The organism is Amycolatopsis eburnea (assembly GCF_003937945.1).
In the GTDB taxonomy this organism is placed as follows: domain Bacteria; phylum Actinomycetota; class Actinomycetes; order Mycobacteriales; family Pseudonocardiaceae; genus Amycolatopsis; species Amycolatopsis eburnea.
Genome location: NZ_RSEC01000058.1, coordinates 312,915 through 335,801, shown reverse-complemented (window position 1 = coordinate 335,801; position 22,887 = coordinate 312,915). Strand labels below are relative to the sequence as shown.

General features: G+C 71.1%; 26 protein-coding genes and 1 riboswitch. Of the genes, 12 read left to right on the top strand and 14 right to left on the bottom strand.

Annotated features, from left to right (window positions below; all coding sequences use genetic code 11):
- Positions 1-98: 98 nt before the first annotated feature.
- Together EIY87_RS26980 and typA are read right to left on the bottom strand one after the other, a co-directional pair.
- Positions 99-1,835 carry an ABC transporter family substrate-binding protein gene (locus tag EIY87_RS26980; protein WP_125312674.1) on the bottom strand — a complete coding sequence of 579 codons (1,737 nt, stop codon included), beginning with the start codon at positions 1,833-1,835 and terminating at the stop codon, positions 99-101.
- Between the two features lie 334 nt (positions 1,836-2,169).
- A complete protein-coding gene (gene typA / locus EIY87_RS26975) occupies positions 2,170-4,095 on the bottom strand; it encodes a translational GTPase TypA (RefSeq protein WP_125312673.1) in 1,926 nt (641 codons plus the stop codon).
- 194 nt (positions 4,096-4,289) lie between these two features.
- On the opposite strand from typA, the gene EIY87_RS48105 reads away from it, so the two are divergent.
- Positions 4,290-4,439 (top strand): hypothetical protein, encoded by a 150-nt coding sequence (locus EIY87_RS48105; RefSeq protein WP_166641800.1) that lies wholly within the window; start codon positions 4,290-4,292, stop codon positions 4,437-4,439.
- On the opposite strand, the gene EIY87_RS26970 is transcribed toward EIY87_RS48105, so the two are convergent.
- Positions 4,436-4,735 (bottom strand): YciI family protein, encoded by a 300-nt coding sequence (locus EIY87_RS26970; RefSeq protein ID WP_125312672.1) that lies wholly within the window; start codon positions 4,733-4,735, stop codon positions 4,436-4,438. The genes EIY87_RS48105 and EIY87_RS26970 overlap by 4 nt on opposite strands.
- A 214-nt stretch (positions 4,736-4,949) precedes the next feature.
- Between EIY87_RS26970 and trpS the strand changes: the two genes are divergently transcribed.
- Positions 4,950-5,915: a tryptophan--tRNA ligase gene (gene trpS, locus EIY87_RS26965; protein ID WP_125312671.1), complete on the top strand. Its 966-nt coding sequence runs from the start codon at positions 4,950-4,952 to the stop codon at positions 5,913-5,915.
- On the opposite strand, the gene EIY87_RS26960 is transcribed toward trpS, so the two are convergent.
- From EIY87_RS26960 to EIY87_RS26950, 3 genes are read right to left on the bottom strand one after another with little or no spacing between them, the layout of a single operon-like run.
- A complete protein-coding gene (locus EIY87_RS26960; RefSeq protein ID WP_125312670.1) occupies positions 5,908-6,297 on the bottom strand; it encodes a (deoxy)nucleoside triphosphate pyrophosphohydrolase in 390 nt (129 codons plus the stop codon). The two genes, trpS and EIY87_RS26960, sit on opposite strands and share 8 nt — an antisense overlap.
- A gap of 11 nt (positions 6,298-6,308) precedes the next feature.
- Positions 6,309-7,634, bottom strand: a complete 1,326-nt coding sequence (locus EIY87_RS26955) for a sensor histidine kinase (protein ID WP_125312669.1) — start codon at positions 7,632-7,634, stop codon at positions 6,309-6,311.
- Positions 7,631-8,347 carry a response regulator transcription factor gene (locus EIY87_RS26950; RefSeq protein ID WP_191984283.1) on the bottom strand — a complete coding sequence of 239 codons (717 nt, stop codon included), beginning with the start codon at positions 8,345-8,347 and terminating at the stop codon, positions 7,631-7,633. The genes EIY87_RS26955 and EIY87_RS26950 overlap by 4 nt, the downstream gene beginning before the upstream one ends.
- A gap of 147 nt (positions 8,348-8,494) precedes the next feature.
- Between EIY87_RS26950 and EIY87_RS26945 the strand changes: the two genes are divergently transcribed.
- The 3 genes from EIY87_RS26945 to EIY87_RS26935 are packed head-to-tail and all read left to right on the top strand — an operon-like array spanning position 8,495 to position 11,432.
- Positions 8,495-9,586 carry a LolA family protein gene (locus EIY87_RS26945; protein WP_125312668.1) on the top strand — a complete coding sequence of 364 codons (1,092 nt, stop codon included), beginning with the start codon at positions 8,495-8,497 and terminating at the stop codon, positions 9,584-9,586.
- Positions 9,583-10,557 (top strand): ABC transporter ATP-binding protein, encoded by a 975-nt coding sequence (locus EIY87_RS26940; RefSeq protein WP_125312667.1) that lies wholly within the window; start codon positions 9,583-9,585, stop codon positions 10,555-10,557. Before EIY87_RS26945 ends, EIY87_RS26940 begins: the two co-directional genes overlap by 4 nt.
- Positions 10,554-11,432, top strand: a complete 879-nt coding sequence (locus EIY87_RS26935; protein WP_125312666.1) for an ABC transporter permease — start codon at positions 10,554-10,556, stop codon at positions 11,430-11,432. The genes EIY87_RS26940 and EIY87_RS26935 overlap by 4 nt, the downstream gene beginning before the upstream one ends.
- A gap of 53 nt (positions 11,433-11,485) precedes the next feature.
- On the opposite strand, the gene EIY87_RS26930 is transcribed toward EIY87_RS26935, so the two are convergent.
- The 3 genes from EIY87_RS26930 to EIY87_RS26920 are packed head-to-tail and all read right to left on the bottom strand — an operon-like array spanning position 11,486 to position 15,158.
- Positions 11,486-12,505: an ABC transporter ATP-binding protein gene (locus EIY87_RS26930; protein ID WP_125312665.1), complete on the bottom strand. Its 1,020-nt coding sequence runs from the start codon at positions 12,503-12,505 to the stop codon at positions 11,486-11,488.
- Positions 12,505-14,130: an ABC transporter permease gene (locus EIY87_RS26925; RefSeq protein ID WP_404800100.1), complete on the bottom strand. Its 1,626-nt coding sequence runs from the start codon at positions 14,128-14,130 to the stop codon at positions 12,505-12,507. The genes EIY87_RS26930 and EIY87_RS26925 overlap by 1 nt, the downstream gene beginning before the upstream one ends.
- On the bottom strand, positions 14,106-15,158 hold the full coding sequence (locus EIY87_RS26920; RefSeq protein WP_125312664.1) for a thiamine ABC transporter substrate-binding protein: 1,053 nt from the start codon (positions 15,156-15,158) through the stop codon (positions 14,106-14,108). Before EIY87_RS26920 ends, EIY87_RS26925 begins: the two co-directional genes overlap by 25 nt.
- Before the next feature lie 21 nt (positions 15,159-15,179).
- Positions 15,180-15,287: riboswitch (TPP riboswitch) on the bottom strand.
- A gap of 32 nt (positions 15,288-15,319) precedes the next feature.
- Between EIY87_RS26920 and EIY87_RS26915 the strand changes: the two genes are divergently transcribed.
- Both EIY87_RS26915 and EIY87_RS48960 read left to right on the top strand, forming a co-directional pair.
- Positions 15,320-15,604, top strand: a complete 285-nt coding sequence (locus EIY87_RS26915; RefSeq protein WP_125312663.1) for a 4a-hydroxytetrahydrobiopterin dehydratase — start codon at positions 15,320-15,322, stop codon at positions 15,602-15,604.
- 74 nt (positions 15,605-15,678) lie between these two features.
- Entirely contained in the window at positions 15,679-15,807 is a 129-nt protein-coding gene (locus EIY87_RS48960) for a hypothetical protein (protein ID WP_255482264.1), read from the top strand.
- A gap of 210 nt (positions 15,808-16,017) precedes the next feature.
- On the opposite strand, the gene EIY87_RS26910 is transcribed toward EIY87_RS48960, so the two are convergent.
- The 3 genes from EIY87_RS26910 to EIY87_RS26905 are packed head-to-tail and all read right to left on the bottom strand — an operon-like array spanning position 16,018 to position 17,074.
- A complete protein-coding gene (locus tag EIY87_RS26910) occupies positions 16,018-16,353 on the bottom strand; it encodes a hypothetical protein (protein WP_125312662.1) in 336 nt (111 codons plus the stop codon).
- On the bottom strand, positions 16,353-16,484 hold the full coding sequence (locus EIY87_RS48955) for a hypothetical protein (protein ID WP_263855625.1): 132 nt from the start codon (positions 16,482-16,484) through the stop codon (positions 16,353-16,355). The genes EIY87_RS26910 and EIY87_RS48955 overlap by 1 nt, the downstream gene beginning before the upstream one ends.
- Entirely contained in the window at positions 16,481-17,074 is a 594-nt protein-coding gene (locus tag EIY87_RS26905) for an ArsR family transcriptional regulator (RefSeq protein ID WP_125312661.1), read from the bottom strand. Before EIY87_RS26905 ends, EIY87_RS48955 begins: the two co-directional genes overlap by 4 nt.
- 371 nt (positions 17,075-17,445) lie before the next feature.
- Between EIY87_RS26905 and EIY87_RS26900 the strand changes: the two genes are divergently transcribed.
- From EIY87_RS26900 to EIY87_RS26885, 4 genes are read left to right on the top strand one after another with little or no spacing between them, the layout of a single operon-like run.
- Positions 17,446-17,847: an SseB family protein gene (locus EIY87_RS26900; RefSeq protein ID WP_158641363.1), complete on the top strand. Its 402-nt coding sequence runs from the start codon at positions 17,446-17,448 to the stop codon at positions 17,845-17,847.
- A 35-nt stretch (positions 17,848-17,882) separates the two neighbouring features.
- Entirely contained in the window at positions 17,883-18,224 is a 342-nt protein-coding gene (locus tag EIY87_RS26895) for a hypothetical protein (protein WP_125312659.1), read from the top strand.
- Entirely contained in the window at positions 18,224-19,462 is a 1,239-nt protein-coding gene (locus EIY87_RS26890; RefSeq protein WP_191984282.1) for a putative T7SS-secreted protein, read from the top strand. Before EIY87_RS26895 ends, EIY87_RS26890 begins: the two co-directional genes overlap by 1 nt.
- Positions 19,459-19,998 carry a hypothetical protein gene (locus tag EIY87_RS26885; RefSeq protein ID WP_125312658.1) on the top strand — a complete coding sequence of 180 codons (540 nt, stop codon included), beginning with the start codon at positions 19,459-19,461 and terminating at the stop codon, positions 19,996-19,998. The genes EIY87_RS26890 and EIY87_RS26885 overlap by 4 nt, the downstream gene beginning before the upstream one ends.
- A gap of 97 nt (positions 19,999-20,095) precedes the next feature.
- On the opposite strand, the gene ychF is transcribed toward EIY87_RS26885, so the two are convergent.
- Positions 20,096-21,178: a redox-regulated ATPase YchF gene (gene ychF, locus EIY87_RS26880; protein WP_125312657.1), complete on the bottom strand. Its 1,083-nt coding sequence runs from the start codon at positions 21,176-21,178 to the stop codon at positions 20,096-20,098.
- Between the two features lie 102 nt (positions 21,179-21,280).
- Here ychF and EIY87_RS26875 point away from each other — a divergent pair, with 102 nt between their 5' ends.
- Positions 21,281-22,675 (top strand): bifunctional transcriptional activator/DNA repair enzyme AdaA, encoded by a 1,395-nt coding sequence (locus EIY87_RS26875; RefSeq protein ID WP_125312656.1) that lies wholly within the window; start codon positions 21,281-21,283, stop codon positions 22,673-22,675.
- Positions 22,676-22,681: 6 nt separating this feature from the next.
- On the opposite strand, the gene EIY87_RS26870 is transcribed toward EIY87_RS26875, so the two are convergent.
- Positions 22,682-22,873 (bottom strand): DUF1737 domain-containing protein, encoded by a 192-nt coding sequence (locus tag EIY87_RS26870; protein ID WP_125312655.1) that lies wholly within the window; start codon positions 22,871-22,873, stop codon positions 22,682-22,684.
- Positions 22,874-22,887: the final 14 nt, after the last annotated feature.

Genomic DNA, 22,887 nt, shown 5'->3' with positions numbered 1-22,887 from the left:
ACATCCAGAAATACGACGGTTACCTCACGGATTCACGGCCACCCACTCGAAGGCGTCGGTGAAGATCACCCGGTAGTACTGAATGCGTAGTCGCGTGATTACTTCGGGCCGCGAGTCCAGTTCACCGCGGACCCGAATGGGCCCACCATGGGGGGACCTGGTGTGACGCCCGAGATGCCCGATCCGATCGCCAGGGTGTCAGCCAATTGGAACAACGGGATCACCACGTTCTGACGCCAAAGTTCAGGCTCAAGGGTGGTGAGGGCTTCGGTGGCGGGCGTCGATCCGGACAGCGCCGCGTCGATCGACGGCTGCAGCGCCGGGTCGCAGAAGCCGGCCGAATTGCCCGGAACGACGGGCTTGGCCGGGTCGGCGCCGGTGGCCGTCTGCTCGGGGCGGCAGCCGAAGGTCGACGCGAGCACCGAGGCCGGGTCGCCGCCGACCGCCTGCGGCACGACCGCGATGTCGATCCCGACGTTGCCCGCCGAGTCGCCGGTCGGCTGCTGGACGCCGTTGACGACCGGCATCGCGAGCAGGCCGCCGAACAGGTCGCGCGGCTGCGGGGTGATCGCGTTGACCTCGATGCCCTGCGCGACGAGCTGGGCGGTGAGCTCCTTGGCGATCGACGCGTACGGCTCCTGGGTGCCCGGGGAGGCGATCACGAGCGAGAGCGCCTTGCCGTTCTTGCGCCAGGTGCCCGCCGTCTTGGCGTAACCCGCCGCCTTCAGCGACTGCTCGGCCTTGGCGACGTCGGGCGCGGTCGGCGGGCCGGGCGGGATGGTCGCCGCGTACCCGGCTTCCGACGGCGCCTTGACCTGGGCGTCGGCGTGCAGCGTCGACGACGGGCCGCCGGCTACGCCCTCGGTGATCAGCTTGTTCCGGTCGAGGAACGCGGCGACCCCGGCGCGGACCTGGGCGTCCTGCAGGGTGGCGCTGACCGGGCGCAGCAGCACGCCGGCCACCACCGGCCGGGCCACCGTGTGCAGCCGCACGGCCGCGCCCAGCTCGCCGAGCCGCTTGAGCTCGTCGCCGCTGGTCCGGGCCAGCGCGAACTGGTCGTTGCCGCTCTGCAGCGCGGCCAGCAGGGTGTTCTGGTCCGACCGGCGCAGCACGATCCGGTCGATCGCCGCGGGCTTCTCCCAGTAGCGCTCGTTGCGCTCGAGGATGACCTCGCCGCGGGCGGTGTCGATGCTCTTGATCGAGAACGGGCCGGCCACGGCCGGGAAGTTCGCCGCGAGCGCGCCGCGCCAGCCGTCGGGCGCGTCCTTGAGCAGGTGGGCGGGCAGCAGGCCGGAGAACAGCGCCTGCCAGCCGGGGTACGGCTTGGCGAAGGTGACCTCGACGCGCTTGCCGCCCTCGCGGGACTGCAGGTCGGTGATCTGCCGGTAGCCGGCGGGCTCGATGACGCCGGGCTGGTCGCGCATCTGCGTGCGCAGGTAGTCGAAGTCCTCGGCGGCGATGGGCGCGCCGTCGGACCAGGACGCGTCCGGCCGGATCTCGTAGGCGACCACGAACGGCTGCTGCGAGACCACCTCGGCGGACTTCATGAGGTTCTTGTCGAGTTGGGTGCTGCCGTCGTCCTTCTGGCGGAACACCGAGGGCAGCAGCAGCTGCGACAGCGCCGAGGTCACCTGGGACGAGTCCGCGAGGTTGTGCGGGTTGTACCCGCCGAGCACGTCGTCGACGCCGACGACGATCTGCGACGGCGTCTTGCCGGTGGTGGACACCGGCGTCACCGACGAGGACACCACCGGGGGTGGCGGGGTGTTGGAGCACGCGGTGAGCAGCACGGCCGCGAGTGCCAGTACCGGCACCGCCTTGCGATTCACCCGCACGCCCCGTTCCTCCCAGATTCAGCCGATCGGGTCAGCCATGCTCCCACGACCGCCTTCGCGGCCGGAACCGAGATTCCCATACCCGGATCGGCCGGGCGCACCGCCCCGTCGTGCCGCTATGGAAAAGGACGCGCGGACCACCGTCCGGGTTCCCGGACCGTTCCGGAACGGCGGAACGCTCGGGGACGCCGTGCGACGCCCTATAAAGATATAAGGAGAAGGCAACCGGATTTCGTGACAACGCGTCCGCCGCCTTTCCACCGGGGGTGACGGGAGAAGGCACGAAAAAGCCTCCCGGCGGCACGCGCCGGGAGGCTTTTCGCGGTCTCGCGGATCAGCCGTTGTCGCGGCTCTTGGCGCGCGAACGCTCCTTCGCGCGGGTGTTGACGTCCAGGGTGACCTTGCGGACCCGGACGACCTCCGGCGCGACCTCGACGCACTCGTCGACGGAGCAGAACTCCAGCGCCTCTTCCAGGCCCATCTTGCGCGGCCGGGCCAGCGTCTCCATCACGTCGGCGGAGGACTGACGCATGTTGGTCAGCTTCTTCTCCTTGGTGATGTTGATGTCGAGGTCCTCGAAGCGCGGGTTCTCGCCCACGACCATGCCCTCGTACACCTCGGCGCCCGGCTCGACGAAGAACGTGCCGCGGTCGGCCAGCTGGATCATCGCGTACGCGGTGACCGGGCCGGTGCGGTCGGCGACCAAGGAGCCGCTGTGGCGGGTGCGGATCTCGCCCGCCCACGGGAAGTAGCCCTCGAACACGTGGTTCGCGATGCCGGTGCCGCGGGTCTCGGTGAGGAAGTCGGTGCGGAAGCTGATCAGGCCGCGCGACGGGAGCACGTACTCGAGCTTGATCCGGCCGGTGCCGTTGCCGCTCATGTCCTCCATGCGGCCCTTGCGGGCGGCCAGGAGCTGGGTGATCGCGCCGAGGTGCTCTTCCGGCGAGTCGATGTAGAGGCGCTCGAACGGCTCGTGCAGCTTGCCGTCGATCGTGCGCAGGACCACCTGCGGCTTGCCGACGGTCAGCTCGAAGCCCTCGCGGCGCATCTGCTCGACGAGGATGGCCAGCGCCAGCTCGCCACGGCCCTGGACCTCCCAGGTGTCGGGGCGCTCGGTCGGCAGGACGCGGATCGAGACGTTGCCGATCAGCTCCTGGTCGAGGCGCGCCTTGACCAGCCGCGCGGTGACCTTGTCGCCGCCGTTGCGCCCCGCCAGCGGCGAGGTGTTGACGCCGATGGTCATCGAGATCGCGGGCTCGTCGACGGTGATCCGGGGCAGCGCCACCGGGTTGTCGACGTCGGCGAGGGTGTCGCCGATCGTGATGTCCGGGATGCCGGCGATGGCGACGAGCTCGCCCGCGCTGGCCTCGGTGGCCGGGACGCGGGTGAGCGCCTCGGTGACCAGCAGCTCGGAGATGCGGACGTTCTGCACCGTGCCGTCTTCGCGCATCCAGGCCACGGTCTGGCCCTTGCGCAGCTTGCCGGCGTGGATGCGGATCAGCGCGATGCGGCCGAGGAAGTTCGACGCGTCGAGGTTGGTGACCAGCGCCTGCAGCGGCGCGTCGAGGTCGGCGGCGGGCGGCGGCACGTGCCGGAGCAGCGTGTCGAACAGCGGGTCGAGGCTCTCGCTCTCGGGGACCTCGCCGTCGGCGGGCTGCTCGAGGCTCGCCTTGCCGGCGCGCGCGGAGGCGTAGACGACCGGGAGGTCGAGGATCGCGTCGTGGTCGGCGTCCTCGATGTCGCTGGCCAGCTCGAGCAGCAGGTCGTGGGTTTCCTCGACGACCTCGGAGATCCGCGCGTCCGGCCGGTCGGTCTTGTTGACCAGCAGGATCACCGGGAGCCGGGCCTCGAGCGTCTTACGCAGTACGAAACGGGTCTGCGGCAGCGGGCCCTCGGACGCGTCGACCAGCAGGACGACGCCGTCGACCATGGCCAGGCCGCGCTCGACCTCGCCGCCGAAGTCGGCGTGGCCGGGGGTGTCGATGACGTTGATCGTCACCTGGCCCTCGGGCGTCTGGCGGTGGATCGAGGTGTTCTTCGCGAGGATGGTGATGCCCTTTTCCCGCTCGAGCTCACCGGAGTCCATCACGCGGTCGACGACCTCGGCCCGCTCGGCGAAGGCGCCGGACTGGCGGAGCATGGCGTCGACCAGGGTCGTCTTGCCGTGGTCGACGTGGGCGACGATCGCGACGTTGCGCAGGTCGGGCCGGGTCTTACCGGTCGGCCGGCCGGTTTCGACGGTAGCGCTGGCTGCGGGCACGCGAGAACTCCTGAACTTCAAGGGGTGGGTGGCCGCGCAAGCCGTTCAGGCATCCCGTGACCGGCTCTGGTCACACGCGGACCTCACCCAGGATACCTGCCACCCCATTGTGAGCGGCCCCACGCCCCCCTGGCGGTTAGGCTGACCTAACGTGGAAACCCGGTGAAGGTCGCCGATCCGGAAGGTGCGTGCGCGTGGGCAAGAAGCACGACGACCCGCGGAAGGTCGTGCGCAAGCTGATGAAGGCCGGCAAGGTCAAGAAGAAGTGCTGCCGGTCGAAGCCGCGCTGCAAGAAGTGCCCGGTATTGGCCCTGAAGAAGGCGAAGCTGGACCTGGCCGCCTAGTGCGGGATGGCCTCGTTGACCAGCCGGAGCTCCGGCGCGGTCTTCGTCGGTGAGAACTCGATGACCTCGTACTTCGCGAGGTGCTGCACGCAGAACGGGTCGGTCGCCAGGATGGCGTCGAGCTTCCCGCGTGACATCGGCCGCGTGATGATCACGCCGCCGGTGCGCGGGTTCCGCGCCCCGGACGCCAGGAAGTGGCCGTGCTCGTACTGCTTGTTCAGCCACTCGGCGTGGTCCGGGAGTGCCAAGTCGATTTCTTCGATCGGGGCCGTGTAGTTCAGCAGGACGACATACATGGCTAAGACCGTAACCCCGTTCGCGCGAGTCCGCGTCCGGACGATGCGAAGTGGTGACGGACCGGGGTATGGTCGTGCCGTGCACGCGCAGACCTCCAGCTGGTGGCCGCCCTCGGCGGCCGTCTAGTCCTGCGCTGAACTCCCAGCGGCCGCCCCGGACGGGCGGCCTTTTTCGTGCCTTCTCCGGGGTGGTCCCACCTCGAAAGGAAGACACATGACCAAGCTGTCCGGGATCACGCCGTCCGGTCACGTCCACCTCGGCAACTACCTCGGCGCGGTTCGCCGCTGGGCGCTGGAGGGCGGCGCGGACGACCTGTACTTCGTCGCCGACCTGCACGGCATGACGACCCCGCACAACCCGGCGAAACTCCGATCACTGGCGCACGAGCAGCTGGCCGTGCTGATCGCCGCCGGCATCGAGCCCGAGCGCGTGTTCGTCCAGTCCGACCTGGCCCGCGAGCTGGGCGCGCTGACCTGGGTCCTGGAGTGCACCTGCAACTACGGCGAGGCCGCGCGGATGATCCAGTTCAAGGAGAAGTCCAAAGGTCAGGCCGGGGTGCGGCTGTCGCTGCTGACCTACCCGGCGCTGATGGCCGCGGACATCCTGCTCCAGGGCGCGGCCGAGGTCCCGGTTGGCGAGGACCAGCGGCAGCACGTCGAGCTGACGCGCACGCTCGCCAAGCGCTTCAACAGCACGTACGGCGAGGTCTTCACCATCCCGGAGGCGGTCCTCCCGCCGGCGGGCGCGCGGGTGAAGGACCTCGCCGACCCGGCGCGCAAGATGTCGAAGTCGACGCGCGACGCGGCCGGCGTGGTGTTCGCGCTGGACGAGCCGGACCAGATCCGCCGCAAGATCCGCCGCGCGGTCACCGACGGCGGTTCGGTGCCGGAGCACGACCCGGAGACCCGGCCGGGGATGGCGAACCTGCTGGAGATCCTGGCCGCCTGCCGGGGCGGCTCGCCGGCGGACCTGGCTTCGGAGTTCACCTCGTACGGCGCGGTGAAGGACGCCGTCGCCGACGCGGTGATCGACGAGCTGCGGCCACTGCGTGAACGAGCGTTAACGCTGCTCGGCGACGTCGCGGAGCTGGACCGGGTCCGCAAGGCGGGTGCCGAGCGCGCCCGCGAGCGCGGCTCCCACCGGCTCGACGCGGCCCTGCGGATGATCGGGGCTAACTGAGCAGCGCGCGCAGGTCAGGGAGCAGGATCCGGTCGGCGGGCAGCCAGTCGACGTCGTCGAGGTCGTCGGGCCCGAGCCAGCGCACGGCCCGGTGCTCGACGGCCCGCGGCTCCCCGCCGGGCGAAACGAGCGAAGCCGCGTAGATGCGAAGCACCTTCCCGCCGGGCAGGGCGACGTCCTCCCCGACGCGTGCCCCGACCTCGATGACGACGTCGAGCTCCTCGCTGCACTCCCGGGCGAGTGCGAAGGCGTCCGATTCGCCGGCTTCGACCCGGCCACCCGGCAGCTCCCACTGTCCCGCGTGGTCGGCGGGCCAGGCGCGCTGCTGGGCGAGCAGCTTCCCGTCCCGCACGAGGGCGGCACCGACGATCACACCGTTCACAGCCCCGGAATCTACCCGGAAGCCCCAGCGCCGCCTGCCACGCGCCAGACCACGACGAAGCGCGCGCCGCCGTCCGGGGACTCGCCCACCTGCACCCGCCCGCCGCGCCGCCGGACGGTCTCCGCCACCATCGCCAGCCCGAGCCCGGTCCCGCCGGACGACCGGGCCCGGTCGTCGGCGATCCGGTAGAAGCGGTCGAACACCTTCTCGCGGTGCTCCGGCGCGATGCCCGGACCGTCGTCGTCGACCACCACCCGGACCGTCGAACGGGTCGCCAGCACCGACACCACGATCTCCGCGCGCGCGTAGCGGCAGGCGTTGCGCAGCAGGTTGTCCAGCACCAGCTCCACTTCGGCGTGCGCGGCCGACGCCCAGGCCTGCGCCACCGCCGTGTTCACGCGCGTCTCCGGTGCCTCCGCCGGCAGCCGGGCCACGGCCGAGCGGACCTCGCTCACCAGCTCGACCGGCGACGCGGGCGGCACTTCGCCCGCGTCCGACCGCGCCAGCGACAGCAACCCGTCCAGCAACGACGACAGCCGCTCGGCCTCGGTGAGGATGTCCGACAGCGTTTCCTGGGCCAGCTCCGGATCCGGGTTCGTGACGGCGACCTCGGCCTGCACCCGGATCGACGCGACCGGCGAGCGCAGCTCGTGCGCCGCGTCGCCGGTGAACCGCCGGAGCCGCTCGGCCGCCTGTTCCTGCCGCGCCAGCAGCGCGTTGAACTCCTCCGCCAGCGCGCGCAGCTCGTCGTGGGAGTCCGGCAGCGCCAGCCGCGCGCCCGGCGGCAGCGCCCGCACCGAGCCCCGCATGCGCGCGACCGGCCGCAGCGACAGGCGCACCACCAGCCACGTCGCGAAGCCCGCGACCAGCGCCCCGACCGACGCGACGACGACCAGCCACACCCCGCCGTAGTGCACCGCGGCCGAGAACCCGACCAGGCCCGCACCGGCGACGACCAGGCGTTGCGCCCCGTCCGGCGCGCTGACGACGGTGCCGAGGTACCGCGCGCCGTCGCGCTGCACCGGCTGCCCGGCCTTCAGCGCCGAGACGTCGTACAACGTAAGGCCAGGGGGTGTCCCGCCGTCCACCGGCGCGCCCGCGGTGTCCAGCACCCGCAGCGTCACCGGCGCCGCGCCGGACAGCGGCCGCCCGGCGCTCACCTCCGCGCCGGCCGGGCCGAGCGCGGCCGACAGCTCGCGGTCGACCGAGCCGATGAGCAGCGGCGACAGGTTCGACGCGGCCAGCGCGGCCAACCCGAGCAGGCAGGCCAGGGTGATCGTCGCGGCCAGCAGGGTGATCCGGACCTGCAGGGACCGGCCCCGCCACCACCCGGTCACGGGGTGATGACCTCGTCGAGCTCCGCGTCCGAGGCCAGGTAGCCGTGCCCGCGCACGGTCCGCAGCAACGCGCCGGCGCCGACCGCGTCCAACTTACGGCGTACGTATCCGACGTAGACCTCGACGAGGTTGCGCGTCACGGCCTGCTCCTCGCCCCAGACCGCGCGCAGCAGCTCGTCCTTCGTGACGACCGTGCCGGCGCGCCCGACGAGCACTTCGAGCAGCGCGAACTCCCGCGGGCTCAGCCCGACCTCCACGCCGTTCCAGTGCACCTGCCGCAGCCCGCGGTCCACGGCCAGCGCGCCGAGCCGCAGCGTGCCGCGGCTCGCGTCCGGACCTGCCCGGCGCAGCGTCGCGCGGACCTGCGCGACCAGCACCACGAAGGAGAACGGCTTGACGAGGTAGCCGTCGGCACCCAGGTCGAGCCCGTCGGCCTGGTCGATCTCGCCGTCCTTGGCCGAGACGAGCAGCACCGGCGTCGTGACGCCGTCCTTGCGCAGCCGCTCCAGCACGCGGTAGCCGGACAGGCCCGGCAGCATGATGTCGAGCAGGATGACGTCGAAGGAGCCCGTGCTCGCCAGCTGCAGCCCGGTGGGCCCGTCCGCGGCGGTGACCACGTCCATGTCCTCCGCGCGCAGCCCGCGCTGCAGCGCCTTCCGCACGCCCGGTTCGTCGTCGACCACCAGCACCCGAGGTTTCACGAGGTTCATCATGGCGGGTTCGCGCAGGTCGTGCGGCGGCTCTCAGCACGATCTCAGCCGGGGAGGGAGAACCTTCAGGGGTATCTCAGCCTCGAGAGGGAAGCGTCGTGGCCAGGGAACCGGGCACACTCGGCCCGGGAACACCACAGGGAGAGACGCATGAAACCGAAGACGAAGGGCATCACCGCCGCGGTCGTCGGCACCGCGCTCGGCGCCGGCGGGCTCGCGTTCGTCGCGATGCCGGCCAGCGCGGACGACAAGCCGGCGCTGCCGCAGGTGAGCGCCGAGGACCTGGTCCAGTCGGTGGTCAAGGCGAAGCCGGGCGCCTTCGACGGCACGGTCAAGGTGAGCAACGACCTGGGCCTGCCCGCGGTGGGGAGCGCGCTGCCGGGGGCGTCGGCGCTGAACATCGACTCGGCGCACATCTTCAGCGACGGCGCGGGCAAGAGCCGCCTCGCGGTCACGCAGGGGGCCAGCCAGGAGACCGTGGTCCACGACGGCACGACCGTCTGGGACTACAGCTCCAAGACGAACACCGCGACCAAGGTGACCATCCCGGCCGAGGTGGCCAAGCAGAAGGGCGCGGGCAGCGAGAAGACGGCCGACCCGATCGCCGCGAGCACCGAGCTGCTGGCGAAGGTCCGGGAGAGCAGCACGGTGTCGGTCGACGGCACCGCGACCGTCGCCGACCGCCCCGCGTACGAGCTGGTCCTGACGCCGAAGCCGACCGAGCGGACGCTGCTGCGCGAGATCCGCGTGGCGGTCGACTCGCAGACGCGGATGCCGCTGCGGCTGTCGGTGCTGAGCAACGGCACGTCGACGCCGGCGCTCGAGGTCGCCTTCAGCGAGATCGAGTTCACGCAGCAGCCGGCCGACCTCTTCACCTTCACCCCGCCGAAGGGCGCGAAGGTCGAGGAGAAGACGCCGACGATCGACCAGAAGGACAAGGACCTCGCCGAGCAGGCCAAGCAGGACACCAAGGTCGTCGGCGACGGGTGGGACACCGTCGTCACCGGCAAGGTCCCGGCGGACGCGCTGAACGCGGCGCCGAAGCAGCAGTCCGGCCGTGAGGGCCGCAACGCCGACCCGAAGGCGCTGCTCGAGCGGTTCGCCAAGAAGGTCAGCGGCGCCTGGGGCAGCGGCTACCTGGTGACCACGAAGGTCGGCACCGCGGTGCTGACCGACGACGGCCGGTTCGCCGCCGGCGCGGTGCCGGAGCAGGTCCTGTACGAAGCGCTGGGTCAGAAGTGACCAGCACGGCTGTCCAGTCCGGGGCGGACGTCTCTTCGGAGGCGTCCGCCCCGGCGGTCCCGCTCGCCGCGCGCACGCGGGGGTTGCGCAAGGTGTACGGGAGCACCGTCGCAGTGGACCACGTCGACCTCGACATCCCCCAAGGCGCCGTGGTCGGGATGCTCGGGCCGAACGGCTCGGGCAAGACGACCACCATCCGGATGCTGCTCGGCCTGGTCCGGCCGACCGAGGGCGAGGTCGAGCTGCTCGGCCGCCCGATGCCGGACGCCGCCGCGCACGCGCTGCCGGACGTCGGCGCGCTGGTCGAAGGGCCGGGCTTCCACCCGTTCCTGTCCGGGCGCGACAACCTGCTGCGCTTCGCCGCCGCGGAGCCGCGGCTGACGTCGGCGGGGATCCCGGCGGCCGTGGACGCCGCGCTGGAGCGCGTCGGGCTGACCGGCGCCGCGCGGCGGCGGTACAAGGGCTATTCGCTCGGCATGAAGCAACGGCTCGGGCTCGCTTCGGCGCTGCTCGTGCCGCGCAAGATGGTCGTGCTCGACGAGCCGACCAACGGCCTCGATCCTGCGGGTACCAGGGAGATCCGCAGGATCGTCGCCGAGCTGCACGCCGAGGGCGTCACCGTGCTGGTGTCGTCGCACCTGCTGGCCGAGGTCGAAGCGACCTGCACGCACGTCGCCGTGCTGCAGAGCGGGAACGTCGTCGCGCAGGGCGAGCTGGCGGAACTGCTGGAGTCCGGGAACGCGGCCCTGCTGGTCCGCACGCCGGACGCGGAACAGGCGCTGGAAGTGCTGCGGGAGAACCGGATCGGCGCCCGGCTCACCCCGGACGGGGTCCGCGCCGACCTCACGGCGGCGGAAGCCCCGCGGGTGCTGCAGGTCCTGGTGGGCGCGGGGGTCGCGGTCCACGAGGCGACGCGGGCGCGCACCGGTCTCGAAGACCTGTTCGCCCGGCTCACGGAGGGGGCGGAATGACCGCGGTACTCGACGCACCGGCGGCCCGCACGGGCCACGACACGGTGCCGCTGCCCCGGCTGCTGGCCGCGGAGCTGCGCTGGATCTTCCGGCGGCCGCGTACGCTGGCCGTGCTCGGGCTGCTGGCCCTGATCCCGGTGGTGATCGGCATCGGTCTGACGCTGGTGGACGAGCAGCCGGGCAGCGGCGGCGGCCCGGACGACGGCGGCGGCGCGCTGCTGGCGTCCGCGGTCAACAACGCGTTCGTGCTGCCGATCGCGGCGATCGTGATGTCGCTGGCGCTGCTGCTCCCGCTGGCCTCGGCCATGGCGGGCGCGGACGCGATCGCCGGCGAGACGGCCCACGGCACGCTGCGCGGCTGGCTGATCGCGCCGGTCGGCCGCGGGCGGCTCCTGGCGGTGAAGGCGTTCGGCGTCGCGACCGTGTCGGTGGTCTCGGTGCTCGCGATGTGCTTCACGGGCGTCGTGACGGGCTTGATCATCAACGGCACGGACTCGCTGTTCACGCTGTCCGGGACGACGCTGTCGCTCGGCGGCGCGCTGGCGCGGCTCCTGTTGGTGGCGGGCTGGGTGGTGCTCCAGCTGTGGGCGGTCGGCGCGGTCGCGCTGGCGATCTCCAGCTGGACCGAGCACCCGATGCTGGTGGTGGCGTCCGTCCTGGCGGCGGACATCGTGTTCACCATCCTCGGCTTCCTGTCCTCTTTGGACTGGCTGCACCCGTTCCTGCTGACGCGGAACTGGTCGTTGGCACCGGCCGAGGTGCTGCAGGACCCGATGGGCACCCAGATGCTGGGCGAAGGCGCGCTCCGCGCCGCTTGCTACATCGTCATCGGCCTCTCACTGGCCTACGCCCGCCTCTCCACCCGCGACGGCTGACGCGACCTTCGTGAAGGCCACCTTCAGGAACTCTAAGTTCCTCAAGGTGGCCTTCACGAACTTGGGAACCCGACCACCGCCAGCCCGTCGGGGTCCAGTGCGAGGTGCACCTGGTCCCCGGCGCGCAGGTCCGACGTCGCGGGCGCTACCGCGTCCACAGTGGACTCGGACAGGCGAACGACCAGGCGGACGTGTTCGCGGCGGTGCACCGCCGCGAGCACTTCCCCGGCCACCCCGGAGTCCGCGACGCGCAGCGCGTGCGGGCGCAGGCCGAGCCGGACCGGGCCGTTGCCGACGTCCGGGAGCCCGACGTCACCCAGCGGCGTGCGCACCACGCCGCTCGCCGCGACGCCGTCCACGAACGTCGTCACGCCGAGGAAGCGGGCCACGCCGTCGTCGGCCGGGTTGCGCCACACGCGCCGGACCGCGCCCTCCTGCCGGACCTCGCCCGCGTCGAGCACCGCCACCCGGTCGGCGAGCGTGAACGCCTCTTCCTGGTCATGCGTCACCAGCAGCGTCGTGATCTTGCTGCGCCGCAACAGGTCCGCGAGGTCGATGGCCAGCTGCTCGCGCAGCCCGGCGTCCAATCCGGACAGCGGCTCGTCGAGCAGCAGCAGCCGCGGCTTCGGCGCGAGCGCCCGAGCCAGCGCGACCCGCTGGGCCTGACCGCCGGACAGCTCCGTCACCCGCCGCTTTTCGAAGCCGGTCAAGCCGACCAGCGCCAGCAGCTCGGCGACCCGCGGCGCCCACTGCGCGCGAGGAACGCCGTGCATGCGCAGGCCGAACGCGATGTTCGCGGCGACGTCGCGGTGCCCGAAGAGCTGGCCGTCCTGGAAGACCAGCCCGAACCCGCGCCGGTGCACCGGCACCGCGCCGAGGTCCTCGCCGTCCCAGCTCACCGAGCCGCGCGCGGACGGCTCGAGCCCGGTGATCGCGCGCAGCAGCGTCGACTTCCCCGACCCCGACGGGCCGAGCAGCGCCAGCACCTCGCCGTCGGCGATGTCCAGCCGGGCGTCGCGCACCGCGGCGAACGATCCGTAGTGGACGGTCAGGTCCCGCACCGACAACGCCATCAGAACTCCCCCACGCGGCCGCGGCCGAGCCGGTCGATCAGCGCGACCGCCAGCACCGTCACGAGCATCAGCAGCGCGCACGCGGCGTACGCCATCTGGTTGTTCAGTTCCCCGGGCCGTCCCATCAACGACGCGATCGCGACCGGCAACGTCGGCGAGGTCGGGCGGGCCAGGAAGCTGGTCGCGCCGAACTCGCCGAGCGCCACGACGAAGCCGAACCCGGCGGCGGCGACCAGCGGGCGCAGCGCGAGCGGCAGGTCGATCTCGCGCCACACCCGCAGCGGGCTCGCGCCGAGCGTCGACGCGGCCTGCCTCAGCCGGACGTCGACCGAGCGCAGCACCGGCAGCACCATCCGCACGATCAGCGGCGTGATCACCAGCGCCTGGGCCAGCGGGACGAGGTAGGGCGACGTCCGCAGGTCGCCGGGCAGCGCGTCGAGCGTGACCAGGTAGCCGAAGCCGACGGTCACCGCGGATACGCCCAGCGGCAGCATCAGGACGGCGTCCATCGTCTCGCCGAGGCCGCGCGCGGGCTTCGCGGGCGAGCGCCGCAGCGCCACCAGCACCACGGACGCGAGCACGCCGACCACCACCGCGAGCAGCGTCGCGTCGATCGCGACCTTCAGCGAGTTGACCGCGGCGTCCCAACCGGACACCTGCAGCGCACCCTTCTCGCCGGTGCCGCTCAGCGCGCGGTAACCCGCGAGGCTCCAGCCGTCCTCAGTGGACACCGAATCGGCGAGCAGCGCGACGATCGGCGTCAGCAGCAGCGCCAGGACGACCCCCGCGGCACCGACGCCCCACCACTCGCCGCCCCGCGGCCGCCTCGCGCCGCCGGAACCGGTCCTCGCCCCTTCCTTGCGCCGCCGGGCCAGCCCGCCGAGCACCAACGCGGCGACCACGGCCGCGAACTGGATCAGCGAAAGCGCCGCCGCGCCCGAAAGGTCGAGGAGGTCGACGGTCCGGAGGTAGATCTCGGTTTCGAGCGTCCGGTAGCGGGCGCCGCCGAGGATCAGGACGACGCCGAAACTGGTGGCGCAGAACAGGAACACCACGGCCGCCGCGGACGCGACCGCCGGCGCCAGCGCGGGCAGCGTCACCGAGCGGAAGGCCCGCCACGGCGACGCGCCGAGCGCGCGGGCGGCGTCGGCCGTCCGCGAATCCAGCCGCGCCCACAGCCCGGCGACCGTGCGCGCGACGACGGCGACGTTGAAGAAGGCGTTGGCCAGCACGATCGGCAGCACGCCGCCGTCCGGCCAGAGCGCGCGGAACGCCAGCCCGACGACGACCGTCGGCAGCACGAACGGCACCAGCACCAGCGTCCGCGCCAGGCCGACGCCGGGCAGCCGCACGCGGGCCAGCAGGAACGCCACCGGCAGCCCGGCCACGACGGCGACCACCGTCGACGCCGCCGCGCTCGCCACGGTGAACCCGGCCAGCTGCCAGGTCCGCGCGTCGCCGAGGACGACGTCGAGGCCGCCCTCGGCGAACCCGCGGCCGACGATCGCCAGCACGGGCCAGGCGAAGAACACCACCAGGAACCCGATCGGGGCCAGCCCGAGCAGCGCGAGGCCGAGCCCGCGGGCGGTCCGGGGCGGGGCTAGGACTGCACGAGCGTGCGCCATTCGCCGATCCACTTCTCCCGGCCGGCCTGCACCTGGTCCGGTGTCAGCGTCTGCGGCTTCTGCGGCAGCGGCGCGACCTGCGCCCAGCCCGCGGGCAGGTCGACGCCCTGGCGCGCCGGGTAGACGTACATGTTGGCCGCGACGGTCGCCTGGAACTGCTGCGACAGCAGGAAGTCGACGACCTTGCGCGCACTCTCGGTCTGCTTGCCGCCCGCCAGCACCCCGGCGTACTCGACCTGCCGGTAGCAGGTGTCGAGCAGCGCCTTGGTGCGCGGCTTCCCGTCGTCCCCGACCTCGGCGGCAGGCGAAGACGCGTACGAGACGACGATCGGCCGCGGTCCCTTGCCGGAGGAGCCGGAGAACTCCTTGGTGTAGGCCTCTTCCCAGCCGCTGACCACCTTGAGGCCGTTGGCCTTCAGCTTCGTCCAGTAGTCCTTCCAGCCGGCCTCGCCGTACTTCGCGATGGTGCCGAGCAGGAACGCGAGCCCCGGCGACGCCGTGGCCGGGTCCTCGGCGACGAGCAGGTCCTTGTACTTCGGGTCGGCCAGGTCGTCGTAGCTGGTGGGCGCCGGGATCCCCTTGGCGGTGAAGTAGTTCGTGTCGACGTTGACGCAGACGTCCCCGACGTCGACGGCGGACAGCCGGTGCTCGGGATCGACGGCGTACCGCTGCGGCCCGCGATCGGCCTCCGGGCTGGTGTAGGGCTCGAAGACGCCTTCGGAGAGCGCGCGCGAGGCGAAGGTCGAGTCGACGCCGAACGCGACGTCGCCGACCGGGTTGGCCTTGGTCAGCACGAGCTTGTTGGTCAGCGATCCGGCGTCGCCCTGCTTGAGCACGGAGATCTTGATGCCCGACTGCTTCTGGAAGGCGTCGAGCACCTCCTGCGGCACCAGGAAGGAATCGTGCGTCACGAGGGTGACGGTGGGCGTCTGCTGCGTGCCACCATCGCCGTCCGACAGCGAGCACCCCGCGGCGACGACGCTGACGACGGCGACGGCCGCCGCGGCGCGAACAGCCCTGCGTTTCATCTACCCCTCCTGCACTTCGCCGGACGAGGAGGAAAGCCCTCCCTTCGCCGGCATGATCCGGTCAGGTGCGAACGGTCGCGGGGTGACCCGCCTCTCAGCCCGGCTGACCGGACTCCCGTGGCAACCGTGCAGCGTAGTCCAGGACGGACGACCATGGAGACATGACGGAAATCTTGAGCGACGCCGAGGCCGACCGTGCCCTCGGCAGCAACTGGACCAGGTCGGGCTCGGTGATCTCCCGCGAGGTGGAACTCGCCTCCTTCCCCCAGGCGATCGAGGTGGTGGACCGGGTGGCGGTGCTGGCGGAGGAGGCCGACCACCACCCGGACATCGACATCCGCTGGCGCACCCTGACGTTCCGCCTCAGCACCCACTCGGCGGGCGGCCTGACGTCGAAGGACTTCGCCCTGGCCGAGCAGATCGACGCGGTGCTGTCGTCGCTGTGATCCTGGTTACTCTGGGTGCACATTTCCGGGGTTTCGACGTCTCCCAGTAAACGACTTTGCTAGGAGGGACGGTTATGACCCAGGCGATCGTGGTCGGCACGGCAGCATTCGCAACGATGGTGGCAGCAGCGGGCGGCGTCCTCTGGTTCACCGCCCGCGGCCGCCGTCACCCGGATGCCCGTGAGTTCGATCACAGCCGCTAACGAAGGGCATGATCAGCGCGCTGAGCAGGGCGGAAGCATCGGTTTCGGCCCTAGGAAACGCCATGAACAGCACCGCCGCCCTCACCCCCGCGCAGCGCGCCTGGATCAACGCCCTCGCCCCCGCGGTGGTGCTGATCGCCATCGCCCTGATGGGCCTGCTCGGCTGAGTCCGGTCACGCCGCCGCTCCGATTCCAGGGGCGGCGGCGTTTTCAACGGATCTCGTCCGGCGCCGGGAATCCCGCCGGGGTCTCGCCGGTCGTCGTCCAGTACTCCAGCCCCGACAGCCGGCCTTCGTCGACGAACACGATGAGCCCGCCGTCCGGCGCGTCGGCTTCGACCGCCACCCGTTCCGCGATCTCGGCCTGAGGCGTGGTCGCGTCGACCACCAGGTCGATGGTCGGGCACCCGCAACCGCAGCTCCCGGTCACTTTCGCGGTGGCGGCCTGCGCCCGTAGTTCTGCCGCGCCCGGGAAGTCGCCGGCGAGAAGGACGTCCAGTGTCGTCCGCTCGGCCGGCGTCAGCTCGCGGGGCGAAGTGTTCTCCATCAGTAGCGGGGCATGATGGGGATCGCCTTCTCCGCAACCCCCGCGGCTTCCCGCGAAGCCGGGACGTGTTCGAGGGAACCGCGCGCGATGAGCGCGTCGATCGTCGCGCGCCCTTGGTTCCACCGGGTCATCGGGAAGTCTCCTGGTCGAGTGACAACGGGATCAGCGGACGCTCACGCACGCTGACGAGGAACGGATCCGTGCTGCTCGCCGCCCACGAGGCCGGCGAGATCCGGTGGACGTTGACCTCGCGGCCCAGCCTGCGCGACACGCCCCCGGCCAGGTCGAAGAGCGCGTCCGGGGCAGGCGAGCCGACGACGAGCACGTCGACGTCCCCGGGTGGCCGGCCCGGTTCGCCGCTGTAGCGCGCGGCCCAGGACCCGTAGATGTAGGCCTCGCGCACACCCGCCAGACCCGACAAGGCCTCGGCGAGCAGCGGCCGCGGCCCGAAGGTGACCGCGATGACCTCGCTCAACGGCCGGTAGAGAGGGGTGTCCGTGCGGGCTTTGACGAGCCGGCTGCGGCCGACCCGCCGGTCTTCCAGGATGCCGCCGACGACGAGCCGTTCGACCTCGCACAGCACGGCCGTCGGCGTGACACCGCAGGCCTCGGCGAGCTCGGTGATGCTGTACTCGCGCTCCGGGTGCAGCAGGACCAGCGCCAGCAGCTCACCCTGCATGCGCGAACGCAGCAAGGGCAGCAGGCTCGGCGAAGCTTTCATTGGGCGCAGCATACCCTGCGCCGAATGAAAGCAACACTCGGTAGTTCTCGCTTACGCAGCGTGTGCGGCACTGCCTCGTCAGACGAAAGCGACTTGATCGCCGACTTGAATCCAAGAAGACCACTCGATGTCCGGGCAGCGGACGCCGCCAAAGCACCCTGGGTCTCTTCGCTCTTGCTCTTCCTGCTGCACCGAGCGTGCCTCACGACCCTCCGGGCCGCGACGTTCGATCCAAGCCCCGCGTTGCCAGTGGGTCAGGACAAATCGGGCGCTTTCTGTCCCACGCAGCGAGAGTCGCGTCGGGCAGCGCGCGTTCCGGCGAGTGCGTTCGCTCGTTGAACAGGCCGGTTACAGCAAGTATGGTACCGAGCGTGAAACGTGACGAAGGGGCAGCTGAAGCTTGCCTGGCGATCGTTGCGCAGCAGGTTTGGAGTGGCAACCGGGGTCCAGGTGACTTCGTCGAGGCATTCGTGAATGCGTTGGTCTACGCGCAGCGACCGGAGAAGCCAGCGTTACTGGCGACCGATCTTGGCGAACGCGGCAAATGGATGACCGTTTTCACGACACTCGAACGGCTGGCCGCACACGTCGGCGAGTGCGACTACTTCACTACAACGGGTGCGGATCTGTTGGAACTGGTCCCACCCGGCGTGGGTCTGATGGTCGACCCCGACGATGCGCACCGATTCCCGGTCCTGTCTCGGATGGCGCCTCCGGAATTGATCGCGCGGGCATGGGCACACGCGGGAGAGCGGGGACGCAAGGCGGAGTAGTTGCCTGACGCAGCCGGCAGAGGGGGCGAAGAGGGGTGGATGGTCCAGGCTTTCACGTCGACGTCGACGTGCTGGAAAACGCATCGAAGAACATGCGCGCCGTAGTACACGACCAAGACAGCTTCGAGCTTCGCGGCCTTTGCGGTGAACCAGGCCTGTATGGCCACAACGGCGTACACGACGCACTCGCGGAGTTATGTGGCCGATGGAGTGTCGGGCTCGACGCGCTGTCTGATCGCGCCGGTGACCTCGGGGACCTACTCGGCAAGGCAGCATCCGCCTACCGGGCGACCGAGCACACCAACACAGCGGCGCTGAAGTCCGATCCCGGGTGGGCCGCGGTCTCGCCCGACGAGCCGACGATTGGCGCAGTCTGATGGCGGAGCTGGGCCAGACGGCCGATCCGAAGGCCTTGATCCCCGGCGATCCGCCAGCCGTGTTCGAGAACGCCCGAGTACTGAGCGAACGAGCCAAGACGGCCCACGCGGTCGGGGACGCGCTCCGGCGGATCGACACCGGCGCCTGGCAGGGACCAGCGGCGGACAAGTTTCACGAAGACCATCAGACCGAGGTGCCTCGCTGGGGGCAGGCCGGCGACTCGTTGGACAACGCCGCTCTCGCGCTGACGGACTTCGCGAACTGCCTCTCCTGGGCGCAAGGGCAGGCAGCCGAAGCCATCGCCCAGTGGCAGCAGGGTGACAGCGCCACCCAGCAAGCGAAGACCGACCATGATCGCGCTGTTGCCGATGCCGACGCGAAGACCAGGGCGAACGCACAACACGGTGACCCGACCGCGGTGCAGGCCCCGCCGTTCACCGACCCCGGCGAGGCTCAGCGGCAAGCCGCGCGGGACATACTGAACCGCGCTCGGCAGCAATTGGCGAGCGTAGGCAACCTGACGGCTGACGCACTCCGCTATGAGGGAGCAGTAGCGCCGCAGGACTCCCGAAAGCAGGCAGATGCGAACTTCTTCGGCGGCATCTGGGACAGCATCAAGGGGGCAGGTGAGGGCCTCTACCAGATCCTCGCGGATCCGGCTGAAGTCGTCGCATCGATGGCGCACAACATCGCACATCCGGTTGACACTTTCAAGGAGATGGTCGCCTGGGACGACTGGGCCAACGGCCACGGCGACCGTGCACTGGGCAAGATCACCGGCAACGTGCTGCTCGGGTTCACCGCGTTCGGCGCCGGAAAGCTGCTCAAGGAGCGCGCTCCCGGGCACGGCGAGCACGAGCCCGATTCGGAGCCCGGCCTCCCGGGAGAGAGCGGCACCCCGGACGTGTCCACCAGGTTCACCCCTACCGACGTGTCCAAGGTCAGGGACCATCTTTCCCGGCCCGGCCTTGATCATTTCGGACCGAACGACGTGATGCTGGACCGGATCGGGAAGGCCCTGTCTGAAGGTAAGCCGCTGTCGGAGGCGCAGACCAACTTCATGCGCCACGAATCACTCGAGGCGAAGCTGATGGATGGCGGAATGAGCTACGAGGAGGCGCATGCCGAGGCTTTGCAGACCCATCCTCCCGGCAAGAATTATGATCCCGACGTGATCGACCAGGAACCCCTGTTCGGTCCGTGGTGGCGAAAGATGAACGGGTTGGGACCGCGATGACGATCGTTGAAGTGGAACGGCACGGCATCGTCGCGATCGGCGAAGGCGATCACTCAGCGGCTTACCAGGCAGCGGAGTGGCTGCGGTCGTCGTCCCGACCGGCCATCGCCGGCCCGGCGAACCCCCTCCGGATGCACGTCGAAGTCCTGCGACGATTCGGTGGTCTAGCGCCGCGCGCCCTTCTCGGCGCGCAGTTCGTGCCCGGCCAGGGCGACCGAACGCAGTTCGCCGTTGCGGTGGCGGCCTTCGGGCTGTTCGACGCCGACGACGAGCCAACCTGCCCGAGCGTGTTGTGGAAGGAACCGTTCACAGTCGGGTTGCCCAGCGAGTTCGCCCGAGCAGTGGCCGGTGCGCTGGCCGAAGGCCCCAATCTCCCCGCGGGGACACTCACGATCGACCGCGCGGGTTTCGACCTGATCAACTCGTCCGAAATGATCTTCGGCCAAACTGCGGCAGTGCTGAAGACCGCCATCGCGGCGCGGCTTTCGGGCCATGACGCCGACGTCGCAGCCAGGTCGCTCGTCAGCGCTTGGTGAGTCCGAGCTGTGACCTGACAATGCGGCGCAGCGACGCCAACGCGCTTCGCCGAGTGACTTCGCATCCCCGTTGATGCGGCATTGGTGAGCTCCCGGCTCACACGTTGAAGCGGAACTCCACCACGTCGCCGTCGGCCATGACGTAGTCCTTGCCCTCCATGCGGACCTTGCCCGCCGCTCGGGCGGCCGCCATCGAGCCCGCCGCCACCAGGTCGTCGAACGACACGATTTCCGCCTTGATGAAGCCGCGCTCGAAGTCCGTGTGGATCACGCCCGCCGCTTGCGGGGCCGTTGCGCCCTGGGGGATCGTCCAGGCGCGGGATTCCTTGGGGCCCGCCGTCAGGTACGTCTGCAGGCCGAGCGTGTGGAAGCCCGCGCGGGCCAGTGAATAGAGGCCCGGCTCCGGCTGGCCGACGGACTCGAGCAGCTCGCGGACCGACTCCTCGTCGTCCAGTTCCAGCAGCTCCGCTTCGACCTTCGCGTCGAGGAACACCGCGTCCGCCGGGGCGACCAGCTTGGTCAGCTCCTCGCGGCGGGCTTCGTCGGTCAGCACCGACTCGTCCGCGTTGAAGACGTACAGGAACGGCTTCGTCGTCAGCAGGCTCAGCTCGCGCAGCGCGTCGAAGTCGACTTCCTTCTGGGCCTGGAAGAGCGTGCGCCCGGCGTCGAGGATCTCCTTCGCCTTCTGGGCGTTGTCCAGGGCGGGCTTGTTCTCCTTCTTCGTCCGCGCTTCCTTCTCCAGCCGCGGCAGCGCCTTGTCCAGGGTCTGCAGGTCGGCGAGGATCAGCTCGGTGTTGATCGTCTCGATGTCGCTCGACGGGTCGATGCGGCCGTCGACGTGCACTACATCGGGGTCGTCGAACACGCGGATGACCTGGCAGATCGCGTTGGCCTCACGGATGTTCGCGAGGAACTTGTTGCCCAGACCGGCACCCTCGGAGGCGCCCTTCACGATGCCCGCGATGTCCACAAAGGACACGACGGCGGGCACCGTCTTCTCCGAGCCGAACACCTCCGCCAGCTTGTCCAGCCGCGGGTCCGGCAGCGGCACGACGCCGACGTTCGGCTCGATCGTCGCGAACGGGTAGTTCGCGGCGAGCACGTCGTTGCGGGTCAGCGCGTTGAACAGGGTGGACTTGCCGACGTTGGGCAGGCCGACGATACCGAGGGTGAGGCTCACGACCCCGCAGTCTACGTGTCTCCCCCGCCCCGGCCCCACGCACCCAACGCCGCGTCGGATTTCCGCCAGACACGGCGCTGACCTGCTGACATGCTCGGATACATGGTCACGACAACCGAGCCGCCGGCACTCTGGCGCGACGTCGAACGCTGCTACCGCGTGGTCACCGCCCGCGACTCGCGCTTCGACGGCCAGTTCATCATGGCCGTCCGCACCACCGGCATCTACTGCCGCCCGTCGTGCCCGGCGTCGACGCCCAAGGCGCAGAACGTCCGCTTCTTCCCGACGTCGGCGGCGGCGCAGGCCAACGGCTTCCGCGCCTGCCGCCGCTGCCTGCCCGACGCCGTGCCCGGCTCGCCCGACTGGAACGTGCGCGCCGACCTCGCGGCGCGGGCGATGCGCCTGATCTCGGACGGGACCGTGGAGCGCGAAGGCGTCCCCGGCCTCGCGCGCCGGCTCGGCTACTCGGAACGCCAGCTCGGCCGGGTCCTGACCGCCGAACTCGGCGCCGGCCCGCTCGCACTGGCCCGTGCGCACCGCGCGCACTCGGCGCGGCTGCTCATCGAGCTGTCCGAGCTGCCGCTGACCGACGTCGCGTTCGCCGCGGGTTTCTCCAGCGTTCGGCAGTTCAACGAGACGATCCGCGAAGTCTTCGCGACCACGCCTTCGCAGCTTCGCGCCTTCGCGGCTTCACGACGAGGACGTCACGGCGACGTGAGCGGGACGCGGCTCAGCCTGCGGTTGCCGTTCCGGCCGCCGTTCGACGCCGTGGGGTTGCTTCGCTTCTTCGCCGACGACGCGTTGCCGGGCGTCGAGGCCGTCACGTCGGAGTCCTACGCCCGGACCTTGCGGCTCGCCCACGGCACCGGCGTGGTCCGGCTGACGCCGCAACCGGACCACGTGCGCTGCGAGCTGGTGCTCACCGACCTGCGCGACCTCGGCAGCGCGGTCAGCCGGGTGCGCCGGCTGCTCGACCTCGACGCCGACCCGGCGGCGGTCACCCGCGTCCTCGGCGCCGACCCGGCGCTGGCACCGCTGGTCACGGCGACACCGGGGATCCGGGTGCCGGGCGCGGTGGACGGCGAGGAGCTCCTGCTCCGCACCCTGCTCGGCGACCAGGTGGCTGCCTCGCTCGGCGAGGAGGTCCCCGGCGAGTGGGGCGTGACGCGGCTCTTCCCGGCCACGGCCGCCATCGCGGCCACCGGCCACCCCGTCGCCACCGCGCTCGCCGAGGGACGGCTCGACGTGCACGTCGGCCGCGACGCCGCCGACCTGCGCACGGAGCTGCTGGCCTGCCCGGGCGTCGACCCGTCGACCGCGGACTACGTGGTCATGCGCGTCCTCGGCGCCCCCGACGTGCTGCTCGCCGAGGACCCCGCCCTCCGGCAGGGCGCCGCGGCGCTGGGCATCGCTGCGGAGTCGCTGCCGGACCACGCGCGGCAGTGGACGCCGTGGTGCTCCTACGCCGGGCGGTACCTCCAGCAAGCCGCCGGCTGAGGCGCGTCAGCCCTGCTCGCCCTGCCACAGCAGGGCCTGGGCCACGATCACCTGGTCGCCGTCGAACGTCGCCGCCGGCGAGCCGTGCAGGCGGTAGCCGAGTTCGAGCGCCTCGCTGACGCGGTGGCAGAACTTCGCGTCGTCGGGGCCGGTGAGCAGGCGGTAGCGGGGCAGGCCGTTCGGCGGCTGGTCCGTCATGGCTTCATCTTGTC